This is a genomic window from Streptomyces sp. JW3 (assembly GCF_052216785.1).
In the GTDB taxonomy this organism is placed as follows: domain Bacteria; phylum Actinomycetota; class Actinomycetes; order Streptomycetales; family Streptomycetaceae; genus Streptomyces.
Window position 1 is genome coordinate 13456 of the sequence record NZ_JBQOUX010000062.1, and the last position, 21504, is coordinate 34959.

At 73.6% G+C, this 21504-nt stretch carries 22 protein-coding genes; 10 read left to right on the plus strand and 12 right to left on the minus strand.

Annotation, left to right across the window (positions count from 1 at the left end):
- The first annotated feature begins 35 nt into the window (after nt 1–35).
- The 4 genes from ACTT8P_RS23735 (at nt 36) to ACTT8P_RS23750 (ending at nt 3710) form a co-directional block, all read left to right on the plus strand.
- Nucleotides 36–503 carry an aromatase/cyclase gene (locus ACTT8P_RS23735; protein WP_442833734.1) on the plus strand — a complete coding sequence of 156 codons (468 nt, stop codon included), beginning with the start codon at nt 36–38 and terminating at the stop codon, nt 501–503.
- Nucleotides 475–1032, plus strand: a complete 558-nt coding sequence (locus ACTT8P_RS23740; protein ID WP_442833735.1) for a flavin reductase family protein — start codon at nt 475–477, stop codon at nt 1030–1032. The genes ACTT8P_RS23735 and ACTT8P_RS23740 overlap by 29 nt, the downstream gene beginning before the upstream one ends.
- Nucleotides 1029–2393 (plus strand): NAD(P)/FAD-dependent oxidoreductase, encoded by a 1365-nt coding sequence (locus ACTT8P_RS23745; RefSeq protein WP_442833736.1) that lies wholly within the window; start codon nt 1029–1031, stop codon nt 2391–2393. The genes ACTT8P_RS23740 and ACTT8P_RS23745 overlap by 4 nt, the downstream gene beginning before the upstream one ends.
- Nucleotides 2394–2459: 66 nt before the next feature.
- Entirely contained in the window at nt 2460–3710 is a 1251-nt protein-coding gene (locus ACTT8P_RS23750; RefSeq protein WP_442833737.1) for a wax ester/triacylglycerol synthase domain-containing protein, read from the plus strand.
- 1 nt (nt 3711) lies between these two features.
- On the opposite strand, the gene ACTT8P_RS23755 is transcribed toward ACTT8P_RS23750, so the two are convergent.
- From ACTT8P_RS23755 to ACTT8P_RS23780, 6 genes are all read right to left on the minus strand, one after another.
- A complete protein-coding gene (locus ACTT8P_RS23755) occupies nt 3712–4587 on the minus strand; it encodes an SAM-dependent methyltransferase (RefSeq protein ID WP_442833738.1) in 876 nt (291 codons plus the stop codon).
- A 35-nt stretch (nt 4588–4622) separates the two neighbouring features.
- Nucleotides 4623–6194: an ABC1 kinase family protein gene (locus ACTT8P_RS23760; protein WP_442833739.1), complete on the minus strand. Its 1572-nt coding sequence runs from the start codon at nt 6192–6194 to the stop codon at nt 4623–4625.
- 108 nt (nt 6195–6302) lie between these two features.
- Entirely contained in the window at nt 6303–6947 is a 645-nt protein-coding gene (locus ACTT8P_RS23765) for a hypothetical protein (RefSeq protein ID WP_442833740.1), read from the minus strand.
- An 86-nt stretch (nt 6948–7033) separates the two neighbouring features.
- Entirely contained in the window at nt 7034–7558 is a 525-nt protein-coding gene (locus ACTT8P_RS23770) for an RNA polymerase sigma factor (RefSeq protein ID WP_442833741.1), read from the minus strand.
- Nucleotides 7559–7716: 158 nt separating this feature from the next.
- On the minus strand, nt 7717–9513 hold the full coding sequence (locus ACTT8P_RS23775; protein ID WP_442833742.1) for an NAD(P)/FAD-dependent oxidoreductase: 1797 nt from the start codon (nt 9511–9513) through the stop codon (nt 7717–7719).
- A 47-nt stretch (nt 9514–9560) separates the two neighbouring features.
- Nucleotides 9561–10148, minus strand: a complete 588-nt coding sequence (locus ACTT8P_RS23780) for a hypothetical protein (RefSeq protein WP_442833743.1) — start codon at nt 10146–10148, stop codon at nt 9561–9563.
- A gap of 342 nt (nt 10149–10490) precedes the next feature.
- On the opposite strand from ACTT8P_RS23780, the gene ACTT8P_RS23785 reads away from it, so the two are divergent.
- Nucleotides 10491–11030, plus strand: coding sequence for an SRPBCC family protein (locus ACTT8P_RS23785; RefSeq protein ID WP_442833769.1), 540 nt, complete (start codon nt 10491–10493; stop codon nt 11028–11030).
- Nucleotides 11031–11165: 135 nt separating this feature from the next.
- A complete protein-coding gene (locus ACTT8P_RS23790; protein ID WP_442833744.1) occupies nt 11166–12035 on the plus strand; it encodes an esterase/lipase family protein in 870 nt (289 codons plus the stop codon).
- On the opposite strand, the gene ACTT8P_RS23795 is transcribed toward ACTT8P_RS23790, so the two are convergent.
- Entirely contained in the window at nt 11987–12865 is an 879-nt protein-coding gene (locus ACTT8P_RS23795; RefSeq protein ID WP_442833745.1) for an alpha/beta fold hydrolase, read from the minus strand. The two genes, ACTT8P_RS23790 and ACTT8P_RS23795, sit on opposite strands and share 49 nt — an antisense overlap.
- Before the next feature lie 204 nt (nt 12866–13069).
- On the opposite strand from ACTT8P_RS23795, the gene ACTT8P_RS23800 reads away from it, so the two are divergent.
- The gene (locus tag ACTT8P_RS23800) at nt 13070–13843 is read left to right on the plus strand and encodes a GntR family transcriptional regulator (protein ID WP_442833746.1); all 774 of its coding nucleotides are present in this window, start codon (nt 13070–13072) and stop codon (nt 13841–13843) included.
- A 231-nt stretch (nt 13844–14074) separates the two neighbouring features.
- Here the strand turns inward: ACTT8P_RS23800 and ACTT8P_RS23805 are convergent, their stop codons facing one another.
- The 3 genes from ACTT8P_RS23805 to ACTT8P_RS23815 form a co-directional block, all read right to left on the minus strand.
- Nucleotides 14075–15229 (minus strand): ROK family transcriptional regulator, encoded by a 1155-nt coding sequence (locus ACTT8P_RS23805; RefSeq protein ID WP_442833747.1) that lies wholly within the window; start codon nt 15227–15229, stop codon nt 14075–14077.
- A gap of 92 nt (nt 15230–15321) precedes the next feature.
- Complete coding sequence (locus tag ACTT8P_RS23810) at nt 15322–15984, minus strand: response regulator transcription factor (protein ID WP_442833748.1); 663 nt, start codon at nt 15982–15984, stop codon at nt 15322–15324.
- A 14-nt stretch (nt 15985–15998) separates the two neighbouring features.
- A complete protein-coding gene (locus tag ACTT8P_RS23815; RefSeq protein WP_442833749.1) occupies nt 15999–17162 on the minus strand; it encodes a sensor histidine kinase in 1164 nt (387 codons plus the stop codon).
- Between the two features lie 129 nt (nt 17163–17291).
- Here ACTT8P_RS23815 and ACTT8P_RS23820 point away from each other — a divergent pair, with 129 nt between their 5' ends.
- The 3 genes from ACTT8P_RS23820 to ACTT8P_RS23830 are packed head-to-tail and all read left to right on the plus strand — an operon-like array spanning nt 17292 to nt 19400.
- Nucleotides 17292–18215 (plus strand): ABC transporter ATP-binding protein, encoded by a 924-nt coding sequence (locus ACTT8P_RS23820; RefSeq protein ID WP_442833750.1) that lies wholly within the window; start codon nt 17292–17294, stop codon nt 18213–18215.
- Nucleotides 18216–18217: 2 nt separating this feature from the next.
- Nucleotides 18218–18943, plus strand: a complete 726-nt coding sequence (locus ACTT8P_RS23825; RefSeq protein ID WP_442833751.1) for an ABC transporter permease — start codon at nt 18218–18220, stop codon at nt 18941–18943.
- Between the two features lie 40 nt (nt 18944–18983).
- Complete coding sequence (locus ACTT8P_RS23830; protein ID WP_442833752.1) at nt 18984–19400, plus strand: hypothetical protein; 417 nt, start codon at nt 18984–18986, stop codon at nt 19398–19400.
- A gap of 4 nt (nt 19401–19404) precedes the next feature.
- Here the strand turns inward: ACTT8P_RS23830 and mug are convergent, their stop codons facing one another.
- Both mug and purB read right to left on the minus strand, forming a co-directional pair.
- Entirely contained in the window at nt 19405–19950 is a 546-nt protein-coding gene (gene mug / locus ACTT8P_RS23835; protein WP_442833753.1) for a G/U mismatch-specific DNA glycosylase, read from the minus strand.
- A 13-nt stretch (nt 19951–19963) separates the two neighbouring features.
- The gene (gene purB / locus ACTT8P_RS23840) at nt 19964–21406 is read right to left on the minus strand and encodes an adenylosuccinate lyase (RefSeq protein ID WP_442833754.1); all 1443 of its coding nucleotides are present in this window, start codon (nt 21404–21406) and stop codon (nt 19964–19966) included.
- Between the last annotated feature and the right edge of the window lie 98 nt (nt 21407–21504).

The following is a 21504-nucleotide window of genomic DNA, read 5'->3' on the forward strand; positions in this document are numbered from 1 at the left end:
CAACCCCGAGAAACACACCGGAAAGGACCCCCCTCATGCCCCAAGTGCAGCTGCACGCGCTCACCGACGCCGTGGAACCCGCCGAGGCCTACCGCCGGATCAGCGACTTCCGCCGCTACCCCGAGTTCACCGACACCGTCCGCGAGGTCCGGGTCGAGGAACCGCTGCCGGACGGCACCACGGTCTCCGACTGGGCCGTGGTCTTCCGCGGCGGCCTGATGCGCTGGCGCGAACGCGACACCTACCACCCGGACACCCACTCCATCGTCTTCGAGCAGACCAGCGGCGACTTCCAGAGCTTCTCGGGCAGCTGGCGCTGCGAGCCGCACCACACCGGCACCCGGGTCGTCTTCACCGCCGAGTTCGACCTGGGCATCCCGAGCCTGGCCGAGATGCTCGACCCGGTCGCCGAAGCCACCCTGCGCCAGCTCATCGGGGAGATCGTCAAGGGCCTGCTGGGAGCGGAGGTGACCGATGAGCGCGCCGCCACAGGCCGTGGCTGACCGCACCGACCCGCTGCTGCGCACCGAACCGGGCCCGGACGCCGCCCGCTGCCTGGGCCTGTACGCGAAACTGGCCGCGGGCGTGACCGTGGTGACCGCGCGCGGCGAGGCCGGCCCGCTGGGCATGACCGTCTCCGCCGTCACCTCGCTCTCCGCCCGCCCCCCGATGCTGCTGGCCTGTCTGCGCGACGGCTCCCGCACGCTGGCCGCGGTCCGCTCCCGGCGCGCCTTCGCCGTGCACCTGCTGCGCGAGGAACAGCAGGAGCTGGCGGCCCGGTTCGCCTCCCCCACCAGCACCGCCGCCGAACGGTTCGCGGGCACCGACACCCGCCAGGTGCTCGGCGTGCCGGTGCTGGCCGGCGCGCTGGCCTGGTCGGTCTGCCTGACCGAGGACGTGCGCCGCTACGGCGACCACCACCTGGTCGTCGGCCGGGTCGCGGCCGTGCACGTGGGCGGCGGCCGGCCGCTGCTGTGGCACGACCGGCGCTTTGGGGCACTGACCGAACCGGCCCCGGACGGCACCGCGTGAACGAGCCCCGCTCCGCCCCCTCGGCGAGCCGGCACCGGACCACCGGCCCGCCGTCCGGCACCCCCTGCTGGGACCCGGCCGAACTGCCCGCGCAGCCCCAGCTGCACGGCGTGGTCACCGCGGACGTGGCCGTGGTCGGGGCCGGCCTGGCGGGCCTGGCCTGCGCCTACCACCTGGCCGAACGCGCGCCGGGCCTGGACATCGCGGTGGTCGACGCGACCGGCCCGGCCGCCGGGGCCAGCGGCCGGGGCACCGGCCTGCTCGGCCCCCGCGCCGGGCCGGCTCTCGACCGCGCGGTGCGCCGGTTCGGCCCCGACACCGCGCGCCGGATGCACCAGGCCAGCGTCCGCGCCGTACAGGACGTCCTCGACCTGTGCGGCCGGCTCGACGTGCCCTGCGGACTGCGGCCCGGCGAGCAGATCATGGCCGCCCGCTCCCCGGCCGGCCTGGTGGCGCTCGCCCGCCAGGCCCGCGCCTGCCGCGCCCTCGGCCTGGACGTCCCGGTGCTGTCCGCGGCCGGCCTGCGCGACCGGGTCGGCGTCCCCTACACCGCCGGACTCCTGCACCGCCCCGCCGCCACCCTCGACCCGGCTGCGCTGACCTGCGCGCTGGCCCGCGCCTGCGCCGCCAAGGGCGTCCGGTTCTACGGCGACAGCCCGCTGCTCGCCGTCCACCCCGGCGAACTGGTCGGCCCCGAACTGGTCTTCCCCAACGGCCGCCTCTACGCCGGTCAGGCGGTCCTCGCGGTCAACTCCGCCGCCCAGTCGGTGGGCCTGCCGGTCGGCACCGTCCTGCCGCTGGAGGTGTACGCGGTGGCCACCGAGCCGCTGAGCGCCCCGGCGTACGAGGCACTGGGCGGGCGCGCGGGGTACGCCGTGATCGACGCGGTGCCCATGGCACCGTACTTCCGGTTGCTGCCCGACCGGGGCGTGGTGGCCGGCGGCGGCACCGTGACCGTCCCGGCCGGGCTCGGCGAACCCCGGCTGCGGGCCCGCGGGGAGCGCGCCTGGGCCTGGCTGGAGGGGTGGCTGCGCTCCCTCCACCCCGAGCTGGCCCGGGTCCGCGTCACCCACCGCTGGTCCGGCCGGATCGGCATGACCGGCGACGACCTGCCGGTGGTCGGGCCGGTCGACGGCTTCCCCGACGTCTGGTACATCGGCGGCTGCTGCGGCCACGGCCTCGCCCTGTCCGTCGCGCACGGCGCGCACGTGGCCGGCGCCCTGCTCGGCGACCCGGACCCCGGCGACCCGCTGCCCTGGCACCGCTCCCGCGCCCCCCGCCTGCCGGTGCGCGGCCCGGCCCGGAGCCTGCTGCGCACCTACGTGGACACGCAGGGGCTCGTCACGCGCCGCGCGTGCTGACACCGCCGCGAACGGCAGGCTGATCCCCGTACGTCATGGTTCTCCGTCCCCAGAGGAAGGTTCCCGATGCGACCGTTGCGTTCCGGCCGAGGCACCGACGGCCCCCTGCCCCCGACCCTGCCGCTGGGGACCGTGGACCTCGCCTACCGCCTGGCCGCGCGCGGCCGGCCGCTGCCGCTGCCGCTGGTGTTCGCGTTCGACGGCCCCGCGCCGTCCCTTGACTCGGTGCGCGCCAGGATCGCCGAACGCGCCCCGCGCATCCCGGCGCTCAACTACCGCCCCGCCCAGGGCGCCAAGACGTTCCGGCGGGTCGGCGGCCTCGCCGTCGAGCGGCACGTGCGGGAGCTGCGGCTGCCCGAGGACACCGACGGCACGGCGACCGGGCGGCTGCTGCTGTCCCGGCCGATGACCACCGGCGACGGCCCGCTGTGGGACGTATGGCTGGTGCACGGCGCGGCGGGCGGCCATCTGCTGTGCTACCGCACCGACCACACCGTCCAGGACGGCATGGGCGCCGTCTACGCGGCCCGCGCCCTGCTCGACGACCGCCCCGACGCGCAGCCCGCCGGGCAGCCCGGTGCCCGCCCGGCGCCGAGCGGCCTGGCCGGTGTCCTCGGCGACATCGCGGCCGGTTTCGGTGTCCCCACCCCCAAGCCGGGCTTCGACGGTCCGGTCGGCGGCCGCACCGGCGTCTGCCACGTCACCGTCCCGCTGGCCCGGCTGCGCGGCCTCGGCCGCGAGCACGGCGCCACCGTCAACGACGTGTATCTCGCGGCCCTCGCGGGCGCCGTGCGCACCTGGCACCTGAAGGCCACCGGCACGGTCCACCCGCCGCTGCCGGTGGCGGTGCCGATGTCGGTCCGGGCGCCGGGAGAGGAGCACGCCCCCGGCAACCGGATCGTCACCGCCCGCCTGCTGCTGCCCTGCGACGAGCCCTCGCCGGCCGGCGCGGTCCGGCTGGTGGCGGCGCGGCTGCGACGGCTGAAGGAGAGCCGCCGGCGCGACGCCTTCCGGGTACTGATGGCCAGCACACCGCGGGGGATCGGCGCCCGGATCGGAGTACGCCTGGTCAACGGCTCGGTGGTGGCCGGCCCCGCCAGCATGGTGCCGCTCGGCGCCCCGCTGCTCCACCAGGGGGCGCCGGCGCGCTGGACGGCCGCCTACTCCGGGCTGGCCAACGGCGTGCGCTGCCTGGTGACCCTGACCAGCCAGCACGACACCGCCTGCCTGACCGTCGTGCACGACGAGAACCTGCCCACCGCCGACGAACTGCCCGGCCTGTGGCTGTCGGCGCTGCTCGAACTGGAGCGGACGTGACTCACCGCGGCGCGCCGAGCGTCCCGGTGGTCAGGAACACCGTCCGCGCGGCGGCCTCGCCGATCAGCGGCAGGTAGGGACCCAGCCGCTGCACCGCGTACGGCAGGGTGAACAGGTCGGCGACCGCCGCGTCCCAGCCGTGCTCGGCCCACCAGCGCTCCGGTTCGGCGAGCTGCCACTGCCAGGAGAGCCCGGTGGTGGACAGCGCTTGAAGGAACGGGGTCACGAACGACGACGAGGTGGCCTCGGCGTTCACGCACTCCGCGCCGAAGACGCTGCCCGGCGCGGAGAGCTCCGTCATGGTGGTGACGACGGACTCCGCTTCGCGCGGCGGCAGGTGGTACAGGAGGGTCTCCGCCAGCCAGGCGGTGGGCTGCCCGGGGTCGAAGCCCACCGCGCACAGCTCCTCGGTCCAGGCGCCGGTGGGGTCCACGCCGACGGTGCTGCGCCGGCCGCAGGTCGGCGCGGCCCAGTCGAGCACATGCTCCTTGAAGGCCAGCAGCGCCGGGTCCTCCACCTCGAAGACGTGCACCCCGCGCGGCCAGTCCAGGCGGAACGCCCGGGTGTCCAGACCGGCGCCCAGCAGCACCACCTGGCGGCAGCCCGAGCCGGCCGCGGCCAGCAGGTGCTCGTCGAAGAACCGGCTGCGCACCACCGCCCAGTCGGGCAGCAGCCGCTGCAGCGGGCCGTCGCCCGGCGGCCCGCCCGGCGGGAAACCGGCCGCGTGCAGGAAGTCACCGGCCCACGGGTCACGGACGTACGGCGCCTCGCGGCCGTGCTCCGCGGCGTGCGCCGCCGCCGTCCAGACGGCGACCTTGGAGAGCCCGTCGGGCAGCGGCACACCTCTGGAAGGCGTGGGCCCTGCGGTGTCCGTCATGGGTACCTCCGAATCGCTGGGTGTACGGGTGCTGTTCAGCGGGAGCGGCTGCGGCCGAGCAGATAGGCCAGCGCGCCCAGTGCCAGCAGACCGCCGGAGGGGTGGCCGGAGCGCCGGCCGCCCTGGGCGGCGGTGGTGCGCGGCTCGTGCACGTTGAGCGCGAACTGGCGGTTGGCGACGTCGGCCAGCACCCCGCGCACCTGCTCGGGACTGGTGACGGCGGTGAGCAGCAGCTCCATTGAGTTGCGGGCGAACTGGTGCCGGCCGAGGAACTCCCGGCCGAGCGCCAGCAGGATGCGCGGCACCTCCCCCTGGAACACCTCGGGCAGGGTGATCTCCGGCGCCAGGTGCCGCACCGAACCGTCCAGGTTGGCGAAGGACTTGCCGAGCAGCGAGACGGCCGGCGGCGAACCGATGCCCCGCCGGGTCGCCTTGGCCAGCACGGTGGTCAGCGCCGTCCCGAAGTTCATCTCCTCCAGGGACAGATGGGAGACCTTCGGTACGAAGGCGGCCATGTCGGCGGCGAACGCCGGCATGTTGGCCCAGGACGTGACCCGGCCCATCTCCGCCCAGTGCTGGGCAAGACCGGCGCCGTCGTTCTGCGCGATGGTCATGAACAGGGGCAGCAGTTGCAGGCTGGTACGGCGGTCCAGGCGGCCGACCATGCCCCAGTCGATCAGCGTCGCGGGCGCCCCGGGCGCGGCGAAGACGTTGCCCGCGTGCGGATCGGCGTGGAAGAAGCGGTGCACGAAGTACCCGTGGTACATGAACCGCAGCAGGTCCTTGCCGAGTTCGACACGCTCGTCGTCGGTGAAGTGCGACGGGTCGAGGTGGCGCACCGAGACGCCCGCGGCCAGCGACTGGACCAGCACCCGGGGCGTGGCGTGCAGCACCCGGGGCACCTCCAGGGTGCGGAACGCCCGTACGTGTTCCCGGGCCTCGTCCATGTTGCGGGCCTCGCCGGTGAAGTCCAGCTCCGGTTCCATCGCGTCGAACACCGAGCCGAGCATCGCCTCGACGTCGATGACCTCGTTGAAGCGGGGCGCGACCCGGGCGACGATCTTGGCCGCCTTGCGCATCAGCGCCATGTCGGCGAGGACGCCCTCGCGGATGCCGGGCCGCTGGATCTTGACCACGGCCGGCCGGCCGCCGGGCAGGGTCACCCGGTAGACCTGGGCCAGGGAGGCGGCACCGAGCGGTTTGACGGTCTCGATGTCGTCGAAGCGCAGCTTCCAGTCCGCCCCCAGATCGCGCGCGAGGACCGGCTCGAACTCGGAGAACGGCTGGACGTCGACCTGGTCGTGCAGGTTCTGCAACTCGTCCCGGATCGACTGCGGGACCATGTCGGGCCGGGTGGAGAGCATCTGGCCGAGCTTCACGTAGAAGGGACCGAGGCTCTCCAGGGCCTGGCGCACCGCCTTGGCACGCCGCTGTTCGCCCGCGGCGACGTCCGCCGAGATCCCGTGCGGGGATTCGGCGGACGCCACCGGGGGCCGGGTGTCCCGCTTGCGGCGTCTGAGGCGGGTGGCCTGGCCGACCTCGTCGGCGACGAGGCTTCCCAGCACCTTGACCACGAGACGCAGCCGGTCGCCGACGGCAGACGGCATGGTGAGCGTTCCTCCTCGATCGGCACAGCGGGATCGGTACGGCGGAGGCCGCGACCGTCGGCCGGAGGGTTCCGGCACGACCGGCGGAGCGGGACGGCGGGGCGTTGGTCAGAACTGGGGGACGACGGTGCCCAGGCCCTGGAAGCCGGGCGCGCCGGTGCCGACGCTCCCGGTGAGGCCCTTGGCGGCGTCGCCCGCCGCCTTCGCGGCGCCGGACGCCGTGGCGGCCGCCTGTCCGGCCGTGGCGGCCGCCTGGCCCACCGGGTTGTTCTGGAGGACCTGCACCAACTGCGTGATCATCTGGCCGAGCTGGTTGATCTGGTTCGGCAGCGCGGCCATGGACGACATCACGTCGCCCGCGCCCGACGCGGCGTTCCCGACCCCGCCGGCCAGCTGGTTCAGGCCCTGGAGGGCGGCCAGCGGATTGCCGGCGCCCGCCGCTCCCAGCGCGGCCAGCGGATTGCCGCCCGCCCCGGCCAGCGCGGCCAGCGGGTTGCCGCCCGCCCCGGCGCCGGCCAGTCCGGCCAGCGGGTTGCCCGGCCCGGCCAGGGCGGCCAGCGCGTTCTGGGGCAGGCCGGCCAGATTCTGCACCGGGTTCGCGGACCGGGCCCGGCTCCGCCTGCCCCAGTCGTCCCAGTCGTCGTCCCGGTCGTCCCGGTCGTCGCGATCGAGGAGGTCGTCGAACGCTTCCTTCCCGCTGTCGGCCATATCGCCGATCAAGTCCTTGATGATGTCCTGGATGCTCTTGGACATGAGAGGAGCTTCCTTTCCTTTTCTGCGGTGTACGCAGACGGGATGGCAGACCCACGGCCGCGAATGTTTTCCGGGACGTGGGACAGTTATCGTGCGCAGCCCTCGAGGGCCCTGGCACACGCCGTTTTCAGACGTGCCCGACCTCGGGTGAAGGCGGCTTCCGCCGCTTTCACGGAGATGTTGTGAATGCGGGCGAACTCCGCCGTGGAGATTCCCGCGGCACGGGCGAGTATGACTTCCTGTTCCCGGCCGCGCAATTTGTCCACCTGGCTCAGCAGCCATCTGCCGAAATCCTCGTCGCACACGTCTTCCTCGGTGGTGCCGGGGAAGTCCAGAAGTGCCGCACGCTGCAACAGTCTGCTGCGGCGCTCTATGTCACGGTAGAAGTCGATGCAGAGCCGAAGCGCCACGGAGGTCAGGAAAGGACCCAGTCGATTTCTGTCCAGTGTGGCGTGCGAGGCCGCTCGGGCCATGGTTTCCTGAACACAGTCCTCGGCGTCCTGAAAACTTGGCAGTCGTCGTCGAACCAACCGCATGAGGCGGTCCTGGTGCTGAAAAATGTCTTCCCAGGAGCATGCAGCGGGCGATTGGCAGGTGGAATGTAGCGCCATTGTGGATTGCAGCCCGTTGTCTCTCGGTTTCAGGCAGGGGAATCGGTGGCCGGATTCTTTCCGGCGGCCACAGGCATTTCCTACCCGACCCTTTGGAGCCGCAAACCGGAGTGTGCGGGTCCGGTGTTCCGGTCGTCCGCAGAAATGATTTTCCTGGGTCAGTCCCGGGCCGGCGCCGACTCCGCGGCCGGTTCGGCCGCCGAGCGGGGAGCGGGCCGCCGGGTCCAGTCCCGGTTCCAGTTGATCCACATGTCGCGCAGGGTCTGGTGCACCTGGGTGGCGCCCGAGCGCAGTTCGGTGGCGTACGTCTGGACGGCCTCCTTTCCGACCAGCCGCGCGCCCCCGGTGAAGTAGGCGCCCCGGACGTGCCGCGGCGAGCGGAACTTGCCCCACAGCAGGATCTTCGTCAGCGGCCAGAGGGTGAACGACCCGGCGGGGCAGCGGTTCTCGGGGTCGAGGGTGCCCCACACCTGCGGGCTCAGCTCGCTCTCGCGCAGCAGCTCGTAGATCCGCTCGATGGTCCGCTCCTTGGTCTGCTCGCCGTCCCGGTAGGCGAGGACGGCGTCCCGGGACTGGTTGAACAGCCGCTCCACCCAGGGGTTGTCGGCGCCCTGGAGTCCCCGGTAGGGCGGCTGTTCCAGCGCGTCGAAGCAGGCGGTGTCGTGGGTCTTCTCGAAGGTGACGGCGGCCTGGTTCAGCGCGTTGGTGCCGTAGAGCGTGGTGATGACCCACACCCGGGTCCAGGCGTTCCACAGGTCGAAGTCGTCGAAGGCGATGTAGCTGCACGAGACCAGGTCGTCGAAGAACCGGAACATGCGCTTGGTCCAGTGCTCCAGGTACTGGAAGCGGGTGGTGTCGAAGTCGTCCCGGCGCACCGCGTCGATGAGCCGGTGGCCGAGCGCGTTCAGCGACATCACCGTGACCGACAGACCGCTGGAGAACAGCGGGTCGATGAAGTCACTGGCGTGCGGCAGCAGGCACCAGCGGTCGCCGACCACCTGCTGGGAGGAGAACTGGGTCCGGTCGGTCGACACGTACGGCCGCACCGACCGGGCCCGCTCGAACTGCCGGGCCACGCTGGGGAACCGGCCCACGTGGTGCCAGAACTCCTCCTGCGCCGACATGTCCTCGGGGCGCGGGTACAGGTCGAGGTCGAGATTGACGCCGACGCTGCACAGCCCGCTGGTCCCGGCGGAGTGGTTGTCGAACGGAATGACCCAGAACCAGCCGCCCTTGAAGACGTGGTGCAGCGTGCCCTGGCTGAACGGGCTGGGCATCTTGTGCTGTTCGCGCGGTGGCGCCACGGTGTCGAACGGCCGCACGCCCACCATGTGCGTGAAGATCGTGCGCGACCGGGTCCGGTACGGCGGCTCCTGCCGCAGCCCGAGCCGCTCGGGCAGCATCGCCCGCATCCCGCCGGCGTCCACCACGTAGGAGGCCCGGAAACTGCCCCTGTCCCGGGTGACCAGAGTGGCGTGGTCCTCCTCGAACTTGACGTCCTCGACCATCGTGTGGGTGTACGCGGTGACCCCGTAGGACACCGCGACGTGGAACATGTAGGCGTCCACGTCCTGGCGGAAGTAGTGCGAGTCGGGACCGAGCGGCGGACCCCAGGTGGGGTTCTGGGTGCACTCCTCGGCCCGGGTGGACTCGCCCTCCCGGTGGTAGACGAAGCTGAAGTTGCGCTTGACCCCGCAGTTCGACGACACGTGCCGGCGCAGCGTCCCGTAGGTGGCCAGGTGCTCGAGCTCGGGGACGTCGTAGCGGCGGGCCAGCACCCGCAGGCCGAACGTGGTCTCGGGGACGGTCGACTCCCCGATGGCGAACCGCGGATGTCCGCTGCCCTCCAGCAGCAGCGTGCGGACGCCGTGCCGGGCGAGGATCGCCCCGAGCATCGTCCCGCCGATGCCCCCGCCGACGATGGCGACATCGAATTCCCGCTGGTCCTCTTGCATGTCTACGGTCCTTTCGCGACGGGTGGAGCGAGTCGCCGGTCCGGTGGTCACCGCGGGGCGGCGGGCCGGGCCGGCAGCACCCGGCGCGGCCCGCAGGCCGCCACCCGGGCGCAGAAGGAGAGGGCGAACCAGGGGGTCGGGGCCAGTTCGGCCAGCAGCCGCCGCTCCCCGGGCACCAGGCGGCCACCGCGACCGGTGACGTCCAGCCAGGCACCGAAGTGCAGCAGCCGGGCCTCCGGCCCCGCGTCCGGCGCGGGGAACGGCCGCATGTGCTCCCGCACCGCCCGGATGAGCATCCGGCGGCGGTCGCCGGTCACCCGCTGCCCGGTCAGGAACCGGCCGAGCAACTCGGCGGAACGGGCGGTGAATCCGCCCTGGCCCAGTGGGGCGCGGCCCACCAGCCCGGTGTCGTGGAACGCGACGGCGGCCAGCAGCCCGGCCCGGTCGTAAGCGGTCCCGGCGACCCGGGCTCGCGCGTCGGCCAGCAGGAACACCCGCAGGGAGTGCAGCGCCACCCGGGCCGGCAGCAGCCGGCACATCTCCCGCAGCGCCGCGTCCGCCACCGGATCGCCCCGCAGCCCGGTCAGCGGCGGCCGGGCGAGCAGCGCGTGCCACGCGCCGGGCAGTGCGGCCATGACCCAACCCCCTTCGCCGGCGGCCCGCTGGTGCCTTCCTCACCTGTCTTTACGCTCGGGTTCCGCCCGCTCCCGCGTTCTTCCGGCCTTTGGCCGGACTTCGCCCCCAGGACTCGAACGGGAATCCGCACCGCTCCAACTTCCGGCCCGCTCGGCCGAGTCGGGGCACGGCCGGGCCCTCGTCGGCCACTCCCGCGCGACGACGGGATCCGGCCATCCGCCGACCGGGCGGTGCGCTGTGCGACGGCGTGCGCGGTGGTGCGCACGCTCGGGGAGTGCGTCCGCGTTCCCCTTTCGGGGCATGGCCGCCGTCCCTTCGCAACCGGCATTCTCTTCCGCGTGATCGCCGTGCTCAACGTCCATGAACGCGCACTGCCCGCCCCGCCGGAAACCGTGGGGGCCCTGATCGACGGCCTCGGCTCCCGGGACGACCGCCTCTGGCCGCCGGACTGGCCGCCCATCCGGTTCGAGGGGCCGTTGGCCGTCGGCGCCCATGGCGGGCACGGCGTGGTGCGCTACACCGTGAGCCACTACGTGCCCGGCCGCTGGGTGCGGTTCCGGTTCACCGGCCCGCGGGGCTTCGCGGGCTTCCACGAGTTCGACGTCGAGCGCGTGGACGACCGCTGGACCACGCTCCGCCACACGCTGGTGGTCCGGCCGCGAGCCCCGCTGTGGCCGCTGTGGGCGCTGCTCTTCCGGCCGCTGCACGACGCGGTGTTCCGGGGCGGCCTGGACCGCGCCGAGCGCGAGCTGACCGGAAAGGTCGCCCGCCCGGTCCGGTGGAGCCCCTACGTCAGACTGCTGCGCGCTGTGACCGTCCGGCTGGCACCGCACCTGGCCGAGGGAGCGCGTCCGGTGCCCCATACGAACTCGAAGAGCTGATCCCCACATGCCCGTTGGAATGAATTCTTTCCCTCGCACGAGGGATCGTGACGGACTTGGCCGGCCGCAAGACTGGAGGCTGGAGAGTTCGCCGGTTCGAGCCGGCCGAAATCCTCGCTGAAACGGAGAAGCACCGTGGGCCTTTCAATCCCTCGTCCGTCCGGACTCAACACCGACGACCTCACCAAGGACATCACCGAGCTGCCCCACCGGGTGACCGCCCTCAAAGAGGTGGCCGGTGCCACGGTCATCGCCGCTGTCGACGTCGAGGCGGGTGAGGACGACTGGGACCTGCCGCTGACCGAGGAACACCCCCGCCCGGTGGTGCTCGTGCACGGCACCTTCGGCAACCGCGGCTACACGTGGTCCACCGCGGCGCCGGTGCTGCGCGAGCGCGGCTACCGCATCTTCCGCCCCGACTACGGCAAGTACCTGAATCCGACGATCTTCGGCCTCGGCGACATCAGGAAGTCGGCGGAGGAGCTACGGGACTTCGTCGACGAGGTACTGCGCCGCACCAAGGCGGACCGGGTCGACATCGTCGGCTTCTCGCAGGGCGGCATGATGCCGCGCTACTACCTGAACAAGCTGGGCGGCGGGGCGAAGGTGCACAACTTCGTCGGCATCAGTCCGAGCAACCACGGCATCACCGCCCAGGGGCTGATGAACCTCGCGCGGCAGATCCCCGGTGCGGTCCAGCTGGTCGAACAGGGCGTGGTGGCGATGACCGTGCCGGCCTGGCCGCAGCTCCAGCACGACCACGCGTTCCAGCGCGAACTCGCGGAGCTGGGCGAGACCACCGACGGCGTCCGGCACACCGTCATCGCCACCGCCTACGACGACGTGGTCACCCCGTACACCTCCTGCGCCCTGGCGGAGACCGAGGGCCAGTACGTCCGCAACATCGTCCTCCAGGACATCGACCCGGACGACCACACGCCGCACGTGAGCATGCCCTACAACGCGACCGTGCTGAGCGAGGTGCTCGCGGCCCTGGCGGACTGAGGCCGGCTGCCGTCGAGGAGGACCCGGGCCACCAGCGCGGGGTCGTCGTTCATCGGCACGTGGCCGCAGCCGGGCAGCCGTATCAGCCGGGCCCGCGGGAGCACCGTCTTGGCGCGGACGCCCTGCCGGGGTAGGAGCAGCCGGTCCCGGGTGCCCCAGGCGACGGTGACGGGTATGCGGTCGACGTCGTCGGTGAAGCGGACCTCGCGGCCGGCCCGGAGGGTCTCGGCGAAGCTCTCGGCGTGGGCCAGCGCCAGCGTCTCGGCGACCACCGCTTCGGGCGAACGGCGGCCGGGACGGGCGTATATCGAGCTGGTCAGGGCGGTGCGGCCGGCCGCGGTGCGGGACAGCCGCTGGACCAGCGGGAGCGGCAGACGGCGGGCGGCGGCCCGCATGCCCGCCAGGACACCGAAGGCGTAGCGCCGTTCGGCCTCGGTCCAGAAGCCGGCCGGGGACAGGGCCGTCACCGACCGTACGCGGTTCTCGCGGCCCAGTTCCAGGGCCAGCAGGCCGCCCAGCGAGTTGCCCGCCACATGCGGCCGGTCCAGGCCCAGTTCCGCGCAGAACGCGGTGAGTACGGCAGCCGTCGTCGGCAGGTCGTGCGGCAGGCCGGCCGGCAGCGCCGGGGAGGCGCCGAATCCGGGCAGGTCGAGGGCGATGACGTCGCGCTCGGTCGCCAGGATGTGCAGCACCGGGTCCCAGGCCTGCCGGTGGTGGCCGATGCCGTGCAGCAGGAGCAGCGGTTCGCCGCTGCCCACGCGGGTGCAGGAGACGGTGACGGGGTGCGGGCCGTGCGGGGTGGGGGCGGTGAAGGAGACGGTCGAGGACATGGGCACTCCTGGTCGTGGCGCGTCCGGGAAACGTGCGTAGACAGAGTGTCAGCAAAAGCTACCGACGGGTAGACCCGGGGCGCGCTTCCGGTATTGGTCTTGACCAAGGGTGAGGGCCGCCCTATGGTCGCAGAGAAGTGCAACAACCTTTAATAAACAAGGGCGTTAAAACGCCGCCGGACCACGGCGAGTGCGGAGGACAGGGTGGGGACCACGCAGCTGGAACCGGTACAGGAACCGAAGTACTGGCACTTGAGGACCGTACTGAGCGAGGCGCTGGACTCGGAGTTCTCCGTCGGCGAGGTCCTGCCCAACGAGCGTGACCTCGCGGCCCGGTTCGGCGTCGCCCGCGCCACCCTCCGCCAGGCCCTGGAGCAGCTCGAACTGGAGGGCCGGCTCCAGCGCCGCCGCGGTGTCGGCACGACCGTGGCACCGCCGCGGGTGGGCGTGGCGGTCGGCACCCGGGAGCACGTCTGGCCCGGCGTGGCCGACGACGCCTGGCAGCCGGTGGACAGCACCCTGGCGGTGCCGCCCGCGGCCGTCGCCGACGCCCTGGGCACCGGCCGCGACGCGCCCGTGCACACCGTGCGCCGCTCCCGGGTCTCGCACGGCCGGCCGGTCGCCGCCGAACTGTTCCATGTCCCGCCGTCCTCGGTGCCCGGCCTGCCCGACGCCTCTTCCGGGGCGGCACGCGCGCGTGCGGTCCTGCGCGAACTGCACCGCCTGGAGCTCGTGCGCCAGGAGAGCGCGGTGGAACTGGGCTCCGCCCGCGCCGACGAGGCCAGGGAGCTGGACCGGCTGCCGGGCGCCCCGGTCCTGGTCGTCACCACCCGCTACCTCACCGGGACCGGCACGGCCGCCCTCAGCGTCGCCACCTACCGGGCGGACACCTGCCGCCTGACGTTCGGCGACACGGGCGACGTGGAGATCCATGACGGGGTGGGGGACGGAGTGGCGGCGACCAGCGGGGTCTGCTGAGGCGGACCGCCGGGCGGGGCGGTGGCGCCGTGCCCGGCCACCCGGCGGAAGGCTGGGGGGCTCGGAGCAGGCGCCCGCCGGCGGGGCGCGGGCGTGCGCGTCCGGCGGCGCTGAACAGGACTGCCGACACTGACGGCACGGCCGGCACCGACGGCACGGCTGGCACCGACAGCACGGCCGGCACCGACAGCACGGCCGGCGCTGCCGGTACGCGACCGGTCGTGCGGGCGGTCAGCGGCGGGCCGTCGTGCTCTCGACCGCGAAGAGCTGTTCCTCCACGTGATCCAGGGCCAGCCGCAGCGCGCCCGTCGGTACGGCGGCCTCGCCCAGCAGGGACAGGGCGACCCTCGGCGGGCGCAGGCAGTAGCGGGACAATTCACGGCGCAGCGGTTCCAGGACGCCGTCGAGGCCGGCCGCCCAGCCCCCGATCACCACCAGCTCCGGATCGAGGGCCAGCACCAGCGCCGCCACGTCGTGCACCAGCCGCCGGATGAACCGGTCCATCGCCGCACGGGCCCGCTCGTCACCGTCCCGGGCCTGCGCGAACACCTTCGCGACCGCCTGCTCGTCGAGCGGGTGCAACGGCTCGTCGGTGGTGGACAGCAGCGTCTCCGGCGTCACCTCGCGGCCCAGCAGATGCAGCGCCCCGATCTCCCCGGCCGCCCCGCCGTACCCCCGGTGCAGCCGCCCGCCGATCAGCGCGCCCGCCCCGGGACTCAGCCCGGCCAGCACGAACACCACGTCGTCGGAGTCGGCGGCGGCACCCTGCCAGTGCTCGGCGACCGCCGCCGCGTTGGCGTCGTTCTCCACCAGCACCGGGCACTTGAAGGAACGGCTCAGCCGCTCGCCCAGCCGCAGCCCCGTCCACCCGGGCAACGCGGTACCGAGCCGCACCGTGCCGTCGGCCTCGACGATCCCCGGCGTCGCCGCCCCCACCGCGCGCAGCGACCCGCGGGCCACCCCGGCCCGGCGCAGCACCTCGGCGACCGCGCCCCGCAGCCGCTCCAGCCGCTCGTCGGCCGGCGCGCTCTCCTCGACCTCCTTGGCCTGCGCGCCGATCACCGTGCCGTCCAGGTCGGCCAGGAGCGCGGAGACCCGGTGCGGGCCGATCTCCAGCCCCAGCAGATGCCCCGCCTCCGCCCGGAACCGGAACCGCCGGGCGGGCCGCCCCTGCCGTCGCGCCGAGCCCTCCTCGGCCGCCGTCTCGACGACCAGCCCGGCCTCGATCAGCCCGTCGACCACGCCCTCCACGGTCGGCCGGGACAGCCCGGTCACCCGGGTGATCTCGGTCAGCGTCGCGCAGTCCGTCGCGCGCAGCGCGTGCAGCACCACCGTGGAGTTGATCCTCCGCAGCAGCGAGGGGTCCCCGCCGGTCAGCCGCCCCACCGTCCGTCCTCCCAGCTCGTGCGCGTGTTGGCCGGATCGTACTCGGCACACCGCACCCCGGCGAGTGCCGCCCGGGCCCGACCCCGTACGGCTCAGCCCGGCGCCACGAACCCCGACTCGTAGGCCGCGATCACCGCCTGGGTGCGGTCCCGCGCCCCGAGCTTGGCCAGCACGGCGCTCACGTGCGACTTCACCGTCTCCGTCCCGATCACCAGCCGGGCGGCGATCTCCGCGTTCGACAGTCCGCGTGCCATCAGCCGCAGCACCTCGCCCTCCCGTTCGGTCAGCCGGGCCCGCTCCAGTGCCGCGCGGGCCGCGCGGTTCCCGCCGTCGTCGCCGTACCGGGCCGCCAACTGCCGCACCGACGCCGGGAAGAGCAGCGACTCGCCCGCCGCGACCAGCCGCACCGCGTGCACGATCTCCGCGGGCCGGGCCCGTTTCAGCAGGAACCCGTCGGCCCCGGCGCGCAGCGCCTCGTACACGTACTCGTCGTTCTCGAAGGTGGTCACCACCAGGATCTTCGGCGGGTCGGCGACCGTGCGCAGCACGGCGCGGGTGGCCTCGATGCCGTCCAGCAGCGGCATCCGGACATCCATGGCGACCACGTCCGGCCGCAGCGCGCGCACCAGCGGCATCACCGCCGCCCCGTCGGCCGCCTCCCCGACCACCTCGATGTCGGGCTGCGCCTCCAGCACCGCCCGCAGACCCGCGCGCACCAGAGGTTCGTCGTCGACGAGGAGAACGGTGACCGGCATCCGACCAGCGTAGATCAGCTCACCGGCAGCACCACATGGACCTGCCAGTCACCGGCGTCGGGGCCGGTACGGGCCTGTCCGCCGAGCAGGGCGGCCCGCTCGCGTATGCCGCGCAGTCCGCTGCCGCGGCCCGGACCGGGCGCGGCGGCCCTGAGCGGGTTGCGTATCTCCAGGCCGAGGCTGCCGTCCGCGACCCGGATCCGGACCCGGACGGGCACCGCCCCCGCGTGCCGCAGCACGTTGGTCAGCGCCTCCTGGAGAATGCGGTACCCCTCCCGGGACACCGGCCCCGGCACGGCCCCCAGCGGCCCGGTCACCTCCGTGTCGAGCTTCGCCCCCGAGGACCGCGCGGACTCCAGCAGCCGGCCGGCGTCCGCCAGCGTCGGCCGCGCGCTCACCGGCCGCCGCGCCTCGCGCAGCACCCCCAGTACGCGTTCCAGGTCCTCCAGGGCGGCCCGGCCGGTGTCCTCGATGGCCGACAGCGCCCGGTCGGTGAAGTCCGGGTCACCGGCCGCCCGGGCCGCGCCGGCCTGGACCACGGCGACGGTCAGCGCGTGCCCGATGGAGTCGTGCAACTCGCGGGCTATCCGGGTGCGTTCCAGCAGCTGTTCGGTGCGCTCCTCCAGCGCGGCGAGCCGCTCGGCGGGGGAGGGGCCGAGCAGCTTCGGCGCGAGCCGGGTGATCAGTACGCCCGAGCCCACGACGACGGCGGCCAGCAGGACCAGCGGCAGCGGTGCCAGCAGCGCGTACCACCAGTGCTGCCCGGGGACGGGGACGAGGGCACCGTCGCCCAGCGGCACCCCTCGGGCGCCGGCCACCAGGTTGTCGGTGGTGATCGGCAACTGGATCGTGAGCACCGCGACCAGGCAGCCCAGGAGCAGCCGCGCCTGGAGCCACACCACCGTCCGCGCGCGGTCGGCCCAGGTGGCGGACGGCGCGACGACTATCTCCTGGCCGTCGCTCTCCTGCCGCTGACCGGTCAGCAGCAGCCGCGCCTGGAACCCCTCGACCACCCGCATCGCCGGCACCGGTCCCGCGAGCGCCAGCAGCACGGGCGAGAGGTACATCCAGATGTCGTCGACGTACATCAGCACAGCCGGCAGCACCGCGGCGACGAAGAGATGCAGCCACCGCGTGTATGTCACCGCCCGGGTGAACGGGCGCAGCATGCGGACCATTTCGCCATCGTGCCAGCCACCACTGACAACGGGCCTCCCCCGGGCGGGGGAGCCGCCCGCCACCCGCGGGGGAGCCGCCCGCCACCCGCGGGGGAGGCCCCGCCGGGCCCGACCGGCCAGGCTGGCGCCATGACCAGCATCGAACTGCGGGCCCTCACCAAGGAGTACGGCTCCCGACGCGCCGTGGACGACCTGACCTGCACCGTGCGCCCAGGCCGCGTCACCGGCTTCCTCGGTCCCAACGGCGCCGGGAAGTCCACCACCATGCGGCTCGTCCTCGGCCTGGACCGGCCCACCGCCGGCACCGCCACCCTCGGCGGACGCCCCTACACCACCCTCGACGAACCCCTGCGGCACGTCGGTGCCCTGCTCGACGTACACGCCGCGCACGGCTCGCGCACCGCCCGGGACCATCTGCGCGTCCTGGCGGCGAGCAACCGGCTGCCCGGCCACCGGGTGGAGGAGGTACTGGAGGAGACGGGCATCGCGCCGGTGGCCCGCCGCCGGGTGCGGACCTACTCCCTGGGCATGCGGCAGCGGCTCGGCATCGCCGCCGCGCTGCTCGGCGACCCCGGCGTCGTGCTGCTGGACGAGCCCTCCAACGGCCTCGACCCGGAAGGCATCGTCTGGATCCGGGAACTGCTGCGCCGCCTGGCGGCCGAGGGCCGTACGGTGCTGGTCTCCAGTCATCTGATGAACGAGACCGCCTCCTTCGCCGACCACCTCGTGGTCCTCGGCCGGGGCCGGCTGCTCGCCGACACCCCGATGCGGGAGTTCATCCACGCGCGCGTACGGCCACGGGTGCGCGTCCGCACCTCGGACCCCACCGCCCTCACCGGCGTCCTCGCCCGCCACGGCCTCGACGCCGTCCGGCACCAGAAGGGGCACTGGACCGTGTCCGACGCGCACGTGGCGGACGTGGGCCGCCTCGTGTCGGGAGCCGGCGTGCCGATCCTCGAACTCACCGCAGAGGAGGGCACCTTGGAACAGGCCTATCTGGACCTGACGTCCGCCGAGACCGAGTTCGCCGCCCAGCGCCACCAGGAGGTCTGACCATGCCGTTCATCCCCGTGCTCCGCTCCGAGTGGCTGAAGATCCGGACCCTGCGGCCGCTGTACGGGGCGCTGGCGGCGGTGTTCGCCGCCACCGCCGGGTTCTCCGCGCTCGCCGGCCTCGACGACGGCACCGACCCGGAGTTCGACCCCCTGTTCACGTCCCTGTCCGGGGTCGTCCTCGGCCAGATCGCCGCCATCGTCTTCGGGGCGCTCGCCGTGTCCTGCGAGTACCACGGCGGAGCGATCCGCCTCACCCTGGCGGCGGTGCCGCGCCGCGGCCGGTGGTTCGCGGCCAAGCTGACGGCGATCGCCGTACCGGCCCTGGTGGTGGGTCTGGTGACCGCCCTGGCCGCTCTGCCGGCGGCCCGCGCCGGCCTGGGCGCCGCCGCGCGTGGACTGACCGTGGCCGAGCAGGCCAGGGGCATCGTGGGCTGCGGCCTCTACCTGATGCTGATGGCGCTGTTCGCGGCCGGCCTCACCGCGCTGTTGCGCAGCGGCGTCGCCACCCTCTCGGTGCTGATCCCGTTCGTCCTGGTCATCTCCTTCGTGATCGGCGACGCGGCCGGCGGCGCCACCGACTTCCTGCCGGACAAGGCGGGGCAGGTGATCCTGCACCAGACGTCCGACGCGAGCACCGGGCCCTGGACGGGACTCGCGGTGACGGCGCTGTGGACGGCCGCCGTCGTGCTGGCGGGCGGGTGGCGGCTGCGTCGCCGGGACGCCTGACGCACAGCCAGTTGTCAGTGCCGCCCGCTTTACTGGAGCCATGGACATCGCACGGCACATCGCCCTCATCGACGAGCTGTGCTTCCGCCCGTTCCCGGCGGGGCACGGCCACCACCTCGTGGTGCTGAGCGGCAGCCGCGGACTGCGCGGCGGCGCCGACCCGGCGGAGCGTGCGGTGACGGTCGACCAGTACGAGAAGGAGCGGGACGCCGTCGACGCGCTGCTGACCGAGCGGTGGGGCGAGTCGGAGATCCTCAGTCTGCTCACGGTCCTGCTGCGCACCGAGCGGGCGGGGGAGATACCGGAGCCGTGGGCCGAGCTGAGCGCCCGCGCCCGGGTGGCCTACCTGTGGGAGGTGGCGGGCACCGGCCGCTGGGTCGCGCTCGCCGTCGCCGACCGGGACACGGCGGACGAGGTGCGGCTGCTGGCCGCGGTCACGCGGGAGGCCCCGCCATGAGCCGCTACGTGTCGGCCGCGACCCGCAGCCGGGCGAACTCCTCGGCCATGGTCTGCGCCGTCCAGTGCGCGTTCAGCCCGCTCGGATTCGGCAGCACCCACACCCGGGTGTCCCCGATCAGCCGCTCCTGCGGGCCCACTTGGGCCTTCTTGTCGTCGAAGGCGGCGCGGTACGCGGTGACCCCGACCACGGCCAGCCAGCGGGGCCGCAGCCGGGTCACCTTCCGGGCCAGCTCCCGGCCGCCCGCCCGGTACTCCTCGGCGGTCAGCTCGTCGGCCCGGGCACTGGCCCGCGCGACCACGTTGGTGATGCCGAGCCCGTACGACAGGAGTTCCTGCTGCTCGGCGGGGGCGAGCCGCCTCGGGGTGAATCCGGACAGGTGCAGCACCGGCCAGAACCGGTTGCCGGGGCGGGCGAAGTGGTGGCCCGTCGCGGCCGTCATCAGGCCGGGGTTGATGCCGCAGAACAGCACCTGGAGACCGGCCGCGACGACGTCTGGTACGAGACGGTCGCGGGCGGCCTCCAGTTCGGCCGGCGTGAAGCGGGGCATGTCCGGGCGACGGTCAGAGGATCGCGCCGGGCGTGTAGCCGGCCGCCTCGGGGTGCTGCTTGACGATCTCCTCGATCCGGGCGGCGACGGCGGCCACCTGGTCGGCGGCGGCGCCCGTGAAGGACAGCTTGTCGGCCATCAGCGCGGCCAGCCGCTCCCGGTCCAGCGGCAGCCGGTCGTCGGCGGCGAGCTTGTCGAGCAGGTCGTTGCGCTCGGCGCCCTGCTCGCGCATGGCCAGCGCGGTGGCGACGGCGTTCTCCTTGATCGCCTCGTGCGCCACCTCCCGCCCGACCCCGGCGCGCACCGCGCCCATCAGCACCTTGGTGGTGGCCAGGAACGGCAGGTAGCGGTCCAGCTCCCGGGCGACCACGGCCGGGAACGCGCCGAACTCGTCGAGCACGGTAAGGAACGTCTCCAGCAGCCCGTCGAGCGCGAAGAACGCGTCGGGGAGGGCCACCCGGCGCACCACCGAGCAGGACACGTCGCCCTCGTTCCACTGGTCGCCCGCCAGCTCACCCGTCATCGAGGCGTAGCCGCGCAGGATGACCATCAGGCCGTTGACGCGCTCGCAGGAGCGGGTGTTCATCTTGTGCGGCATCGCCGACGAGCCGACCTGGCCCGGCTTGAAGCCCTCGGTGACCAGCTCGTGCCCGGCCATCAGCCGGATCGTCTTCGCCAGCGAGGACGGCGCCGCCGCCAGCTGCACCAGCGCGGTGACGACCTCGTAGTCCAGCGAGCGCGGATAGACCTGGCCGACCGAGGTGAAGGCCCGGCCGAAGCCGAGGTGCCCGGCGATCCGCTGCTCCAGCTCCGCCAGCTTGCCCGCGTCGCCGCCGAGCAGGTCCAGCATGTCCTGGGCGGTGCCGACCGGGCCCTTGATGCCGCGCAGCGGGTAGCGGCCGAGCAGCTCCTCCACCCGGCCGTACGCCACGAGCAGCTCGTCGGCGGCGGTGGCGAACCGCTTGCCCAGTGTCGTGGCCTGCGCCGCCACGTTGTGCGAGCGCCCGGCCATGACCAGCTCGCCGTACTCGCCGGCCAGCTTGCCCAGCCGCGCCAGCACCGCCACGGTCCGGTCCCGCACCAGTTCCAGGGAGAGCCGGATCTGGAGCTGCTCGACGTTCTCCGTCAGGTCCCGGGAGGTCATGCCCTTGTGCACCTGCTCGTGCCCGGCGAGGTCGTTGAACTCCTCGATCCGCGCCTTCACATCGTGCCGGGTGACCTTCTCGCGCTCGGCGATCGAGGCGAGGTCCACCTGGTCGAGGACGCGCTCGTAGGCGCCGATCGCCTCGTCGGGCACCTCGATGCCGAGGTCCTTCTGCGCCCGCAGCACGGCGAGCCAGAGCTGCCGCTCCAGCCTCACCTTCTGCTCGGGCGACCAGAGCGTGGCGAGCTCGGCGGAGGCGTAGCGTCCGGCGAGGACGTTGGGGATGCGGGGCTTGGCGGGAGCGGAAGTCACGTAACCGGATTCTACTGGCGATTCGTGCAGGCCAGTGCCGAGGGGTGGACTGGAGGATCCTACGAGAGCACGCACCCGGAGCCTCTCCGGGGCGCCCC

What these genes read in the sequence shown, in the direction of transcription:
- ACTT8P_RS23735 (WP_442833734.1), top strand. Translation starts at nt 36, where the DNA reads ATGCCCCAAGTGCAGCTGCACGCGCTCACCGACGCCGTGGAACCCGCC.
- ACTT8P_RS23740 (WP_442833735.1), top strand. Translation starts at nt 475, where the DNA reads ATGAGCGCGCCGCCACAGGCCGTGGCTGACCGCACCGACCCGCTGCTG.
- ACTT8P_RS23750 (WP_442833737.1), top strand. Translation starts at nt 2,460, where the DNA reads ATGCGACCGTTGCGTTCCGGCCGAGGCACCGACGGCCCCCTGCCCCCG.
- ACTT8P_RS23755 (WP_442833738.1), bottom strand. Translation starts at nt 4,587, where the DNA reads ATGACGGACACCGCAGGGCCCACGCCTTCCAGAGGTGTGCCGCTGCCC.
- ACTT8P_RS23760 (WP_442833739.1), bottom strand. Translation starts at nt 6,194, where the DNA reads ATGCCGTCTGCCGTCGGCGACCGGCTGCGTCTCGTGGTCAAGGTGCTG.
- ACTT8P_RS23765 (WP_442833740.1), bottom strand. Translation starts at nt 6,947, where the DNA reads ATGTCCAAGAGCATCCAGGACATCATCAAGGACTTGATCGGCGATATG.
- ACTT8P_RS23770 (WP_442833741.1), bottom strand. Translation starts at nt 7,558, where the DNA reads ATGGCGCTACATTCCACCTGCCAATCGCCCGCTGCATGCTCCTGGGAA.
- ACTT8P_RS23775 (WP_442833742.1), bottom strand. Translation starts at nt 9,513, where the DNA reads ATGCAAGAGGACCAGCGGGAATTCGATGTCGCCATCGTCGGCGGGGGC.
- ACTT8P_RS23780 (WP_442833743.1), bottom strand. Translation starts at nt 10,148, where the DNA reads ATGGCCGCACTGCCCGGCGCGTGGCACGCGCTGCTCGCCCGGCCGCCG.
- ACTT8P_RS23795 (WP_442833745.1), bottom strand. Translation starts at nt 12,865, where the DNA reads ATGTCCTCGACCGTCTCCTTCACCGCCCCCACCCCGCACGGCCCGCAC.
- ACTT8P_RS23810 (WP_442833748.1), bottom strand. Translation starts at nt 15,984, where the DNA reads ATGCCGGTCACCGTTCTCCTCGTCGACGACGAACCTCTGGTGCGCGCG.
- ACTT8P_RS23815 (WP_442833749.1), bottom strand. Translation starts at nt 17,162, where the DNA reads ATGGTCCGCATGCTGCGCCCGTTCACCCGGGCGGTGACATACACGCGG.
- ACTT8P_RS23820 (WP_442833750.1), top strand. Translation starts at nt 17,292, where the DNA reads ATGACCAGCATCGAACTGCGGGCCCTCACCAAGGAGTACGGCTCCCGA.
- ACTT8P_RS23825 (WP_442833751.1), top strand. Translation starts at nt 18,218, where the DNA reads ATGCCGTTCATCCCCGTGCTCCGCTCCGAGTGGCTGAAGATCCGGACC.
- ACTT8P_RS23830 (WP_442833752.1), top strand. Translation starts at nt 18,984, where the DNA reads ATGGACATCGCACGGCACATCGCCCTCATCGACGAGCTGTGCTTCCGC.
- mug (WP_442833753.1), bottom strand. Translation starts at nt 19,950, where the DNA reads ATGCCCCGCTTCACGCCGGCCGAACTGGAGGCCGCCCGCGACCGTCTC.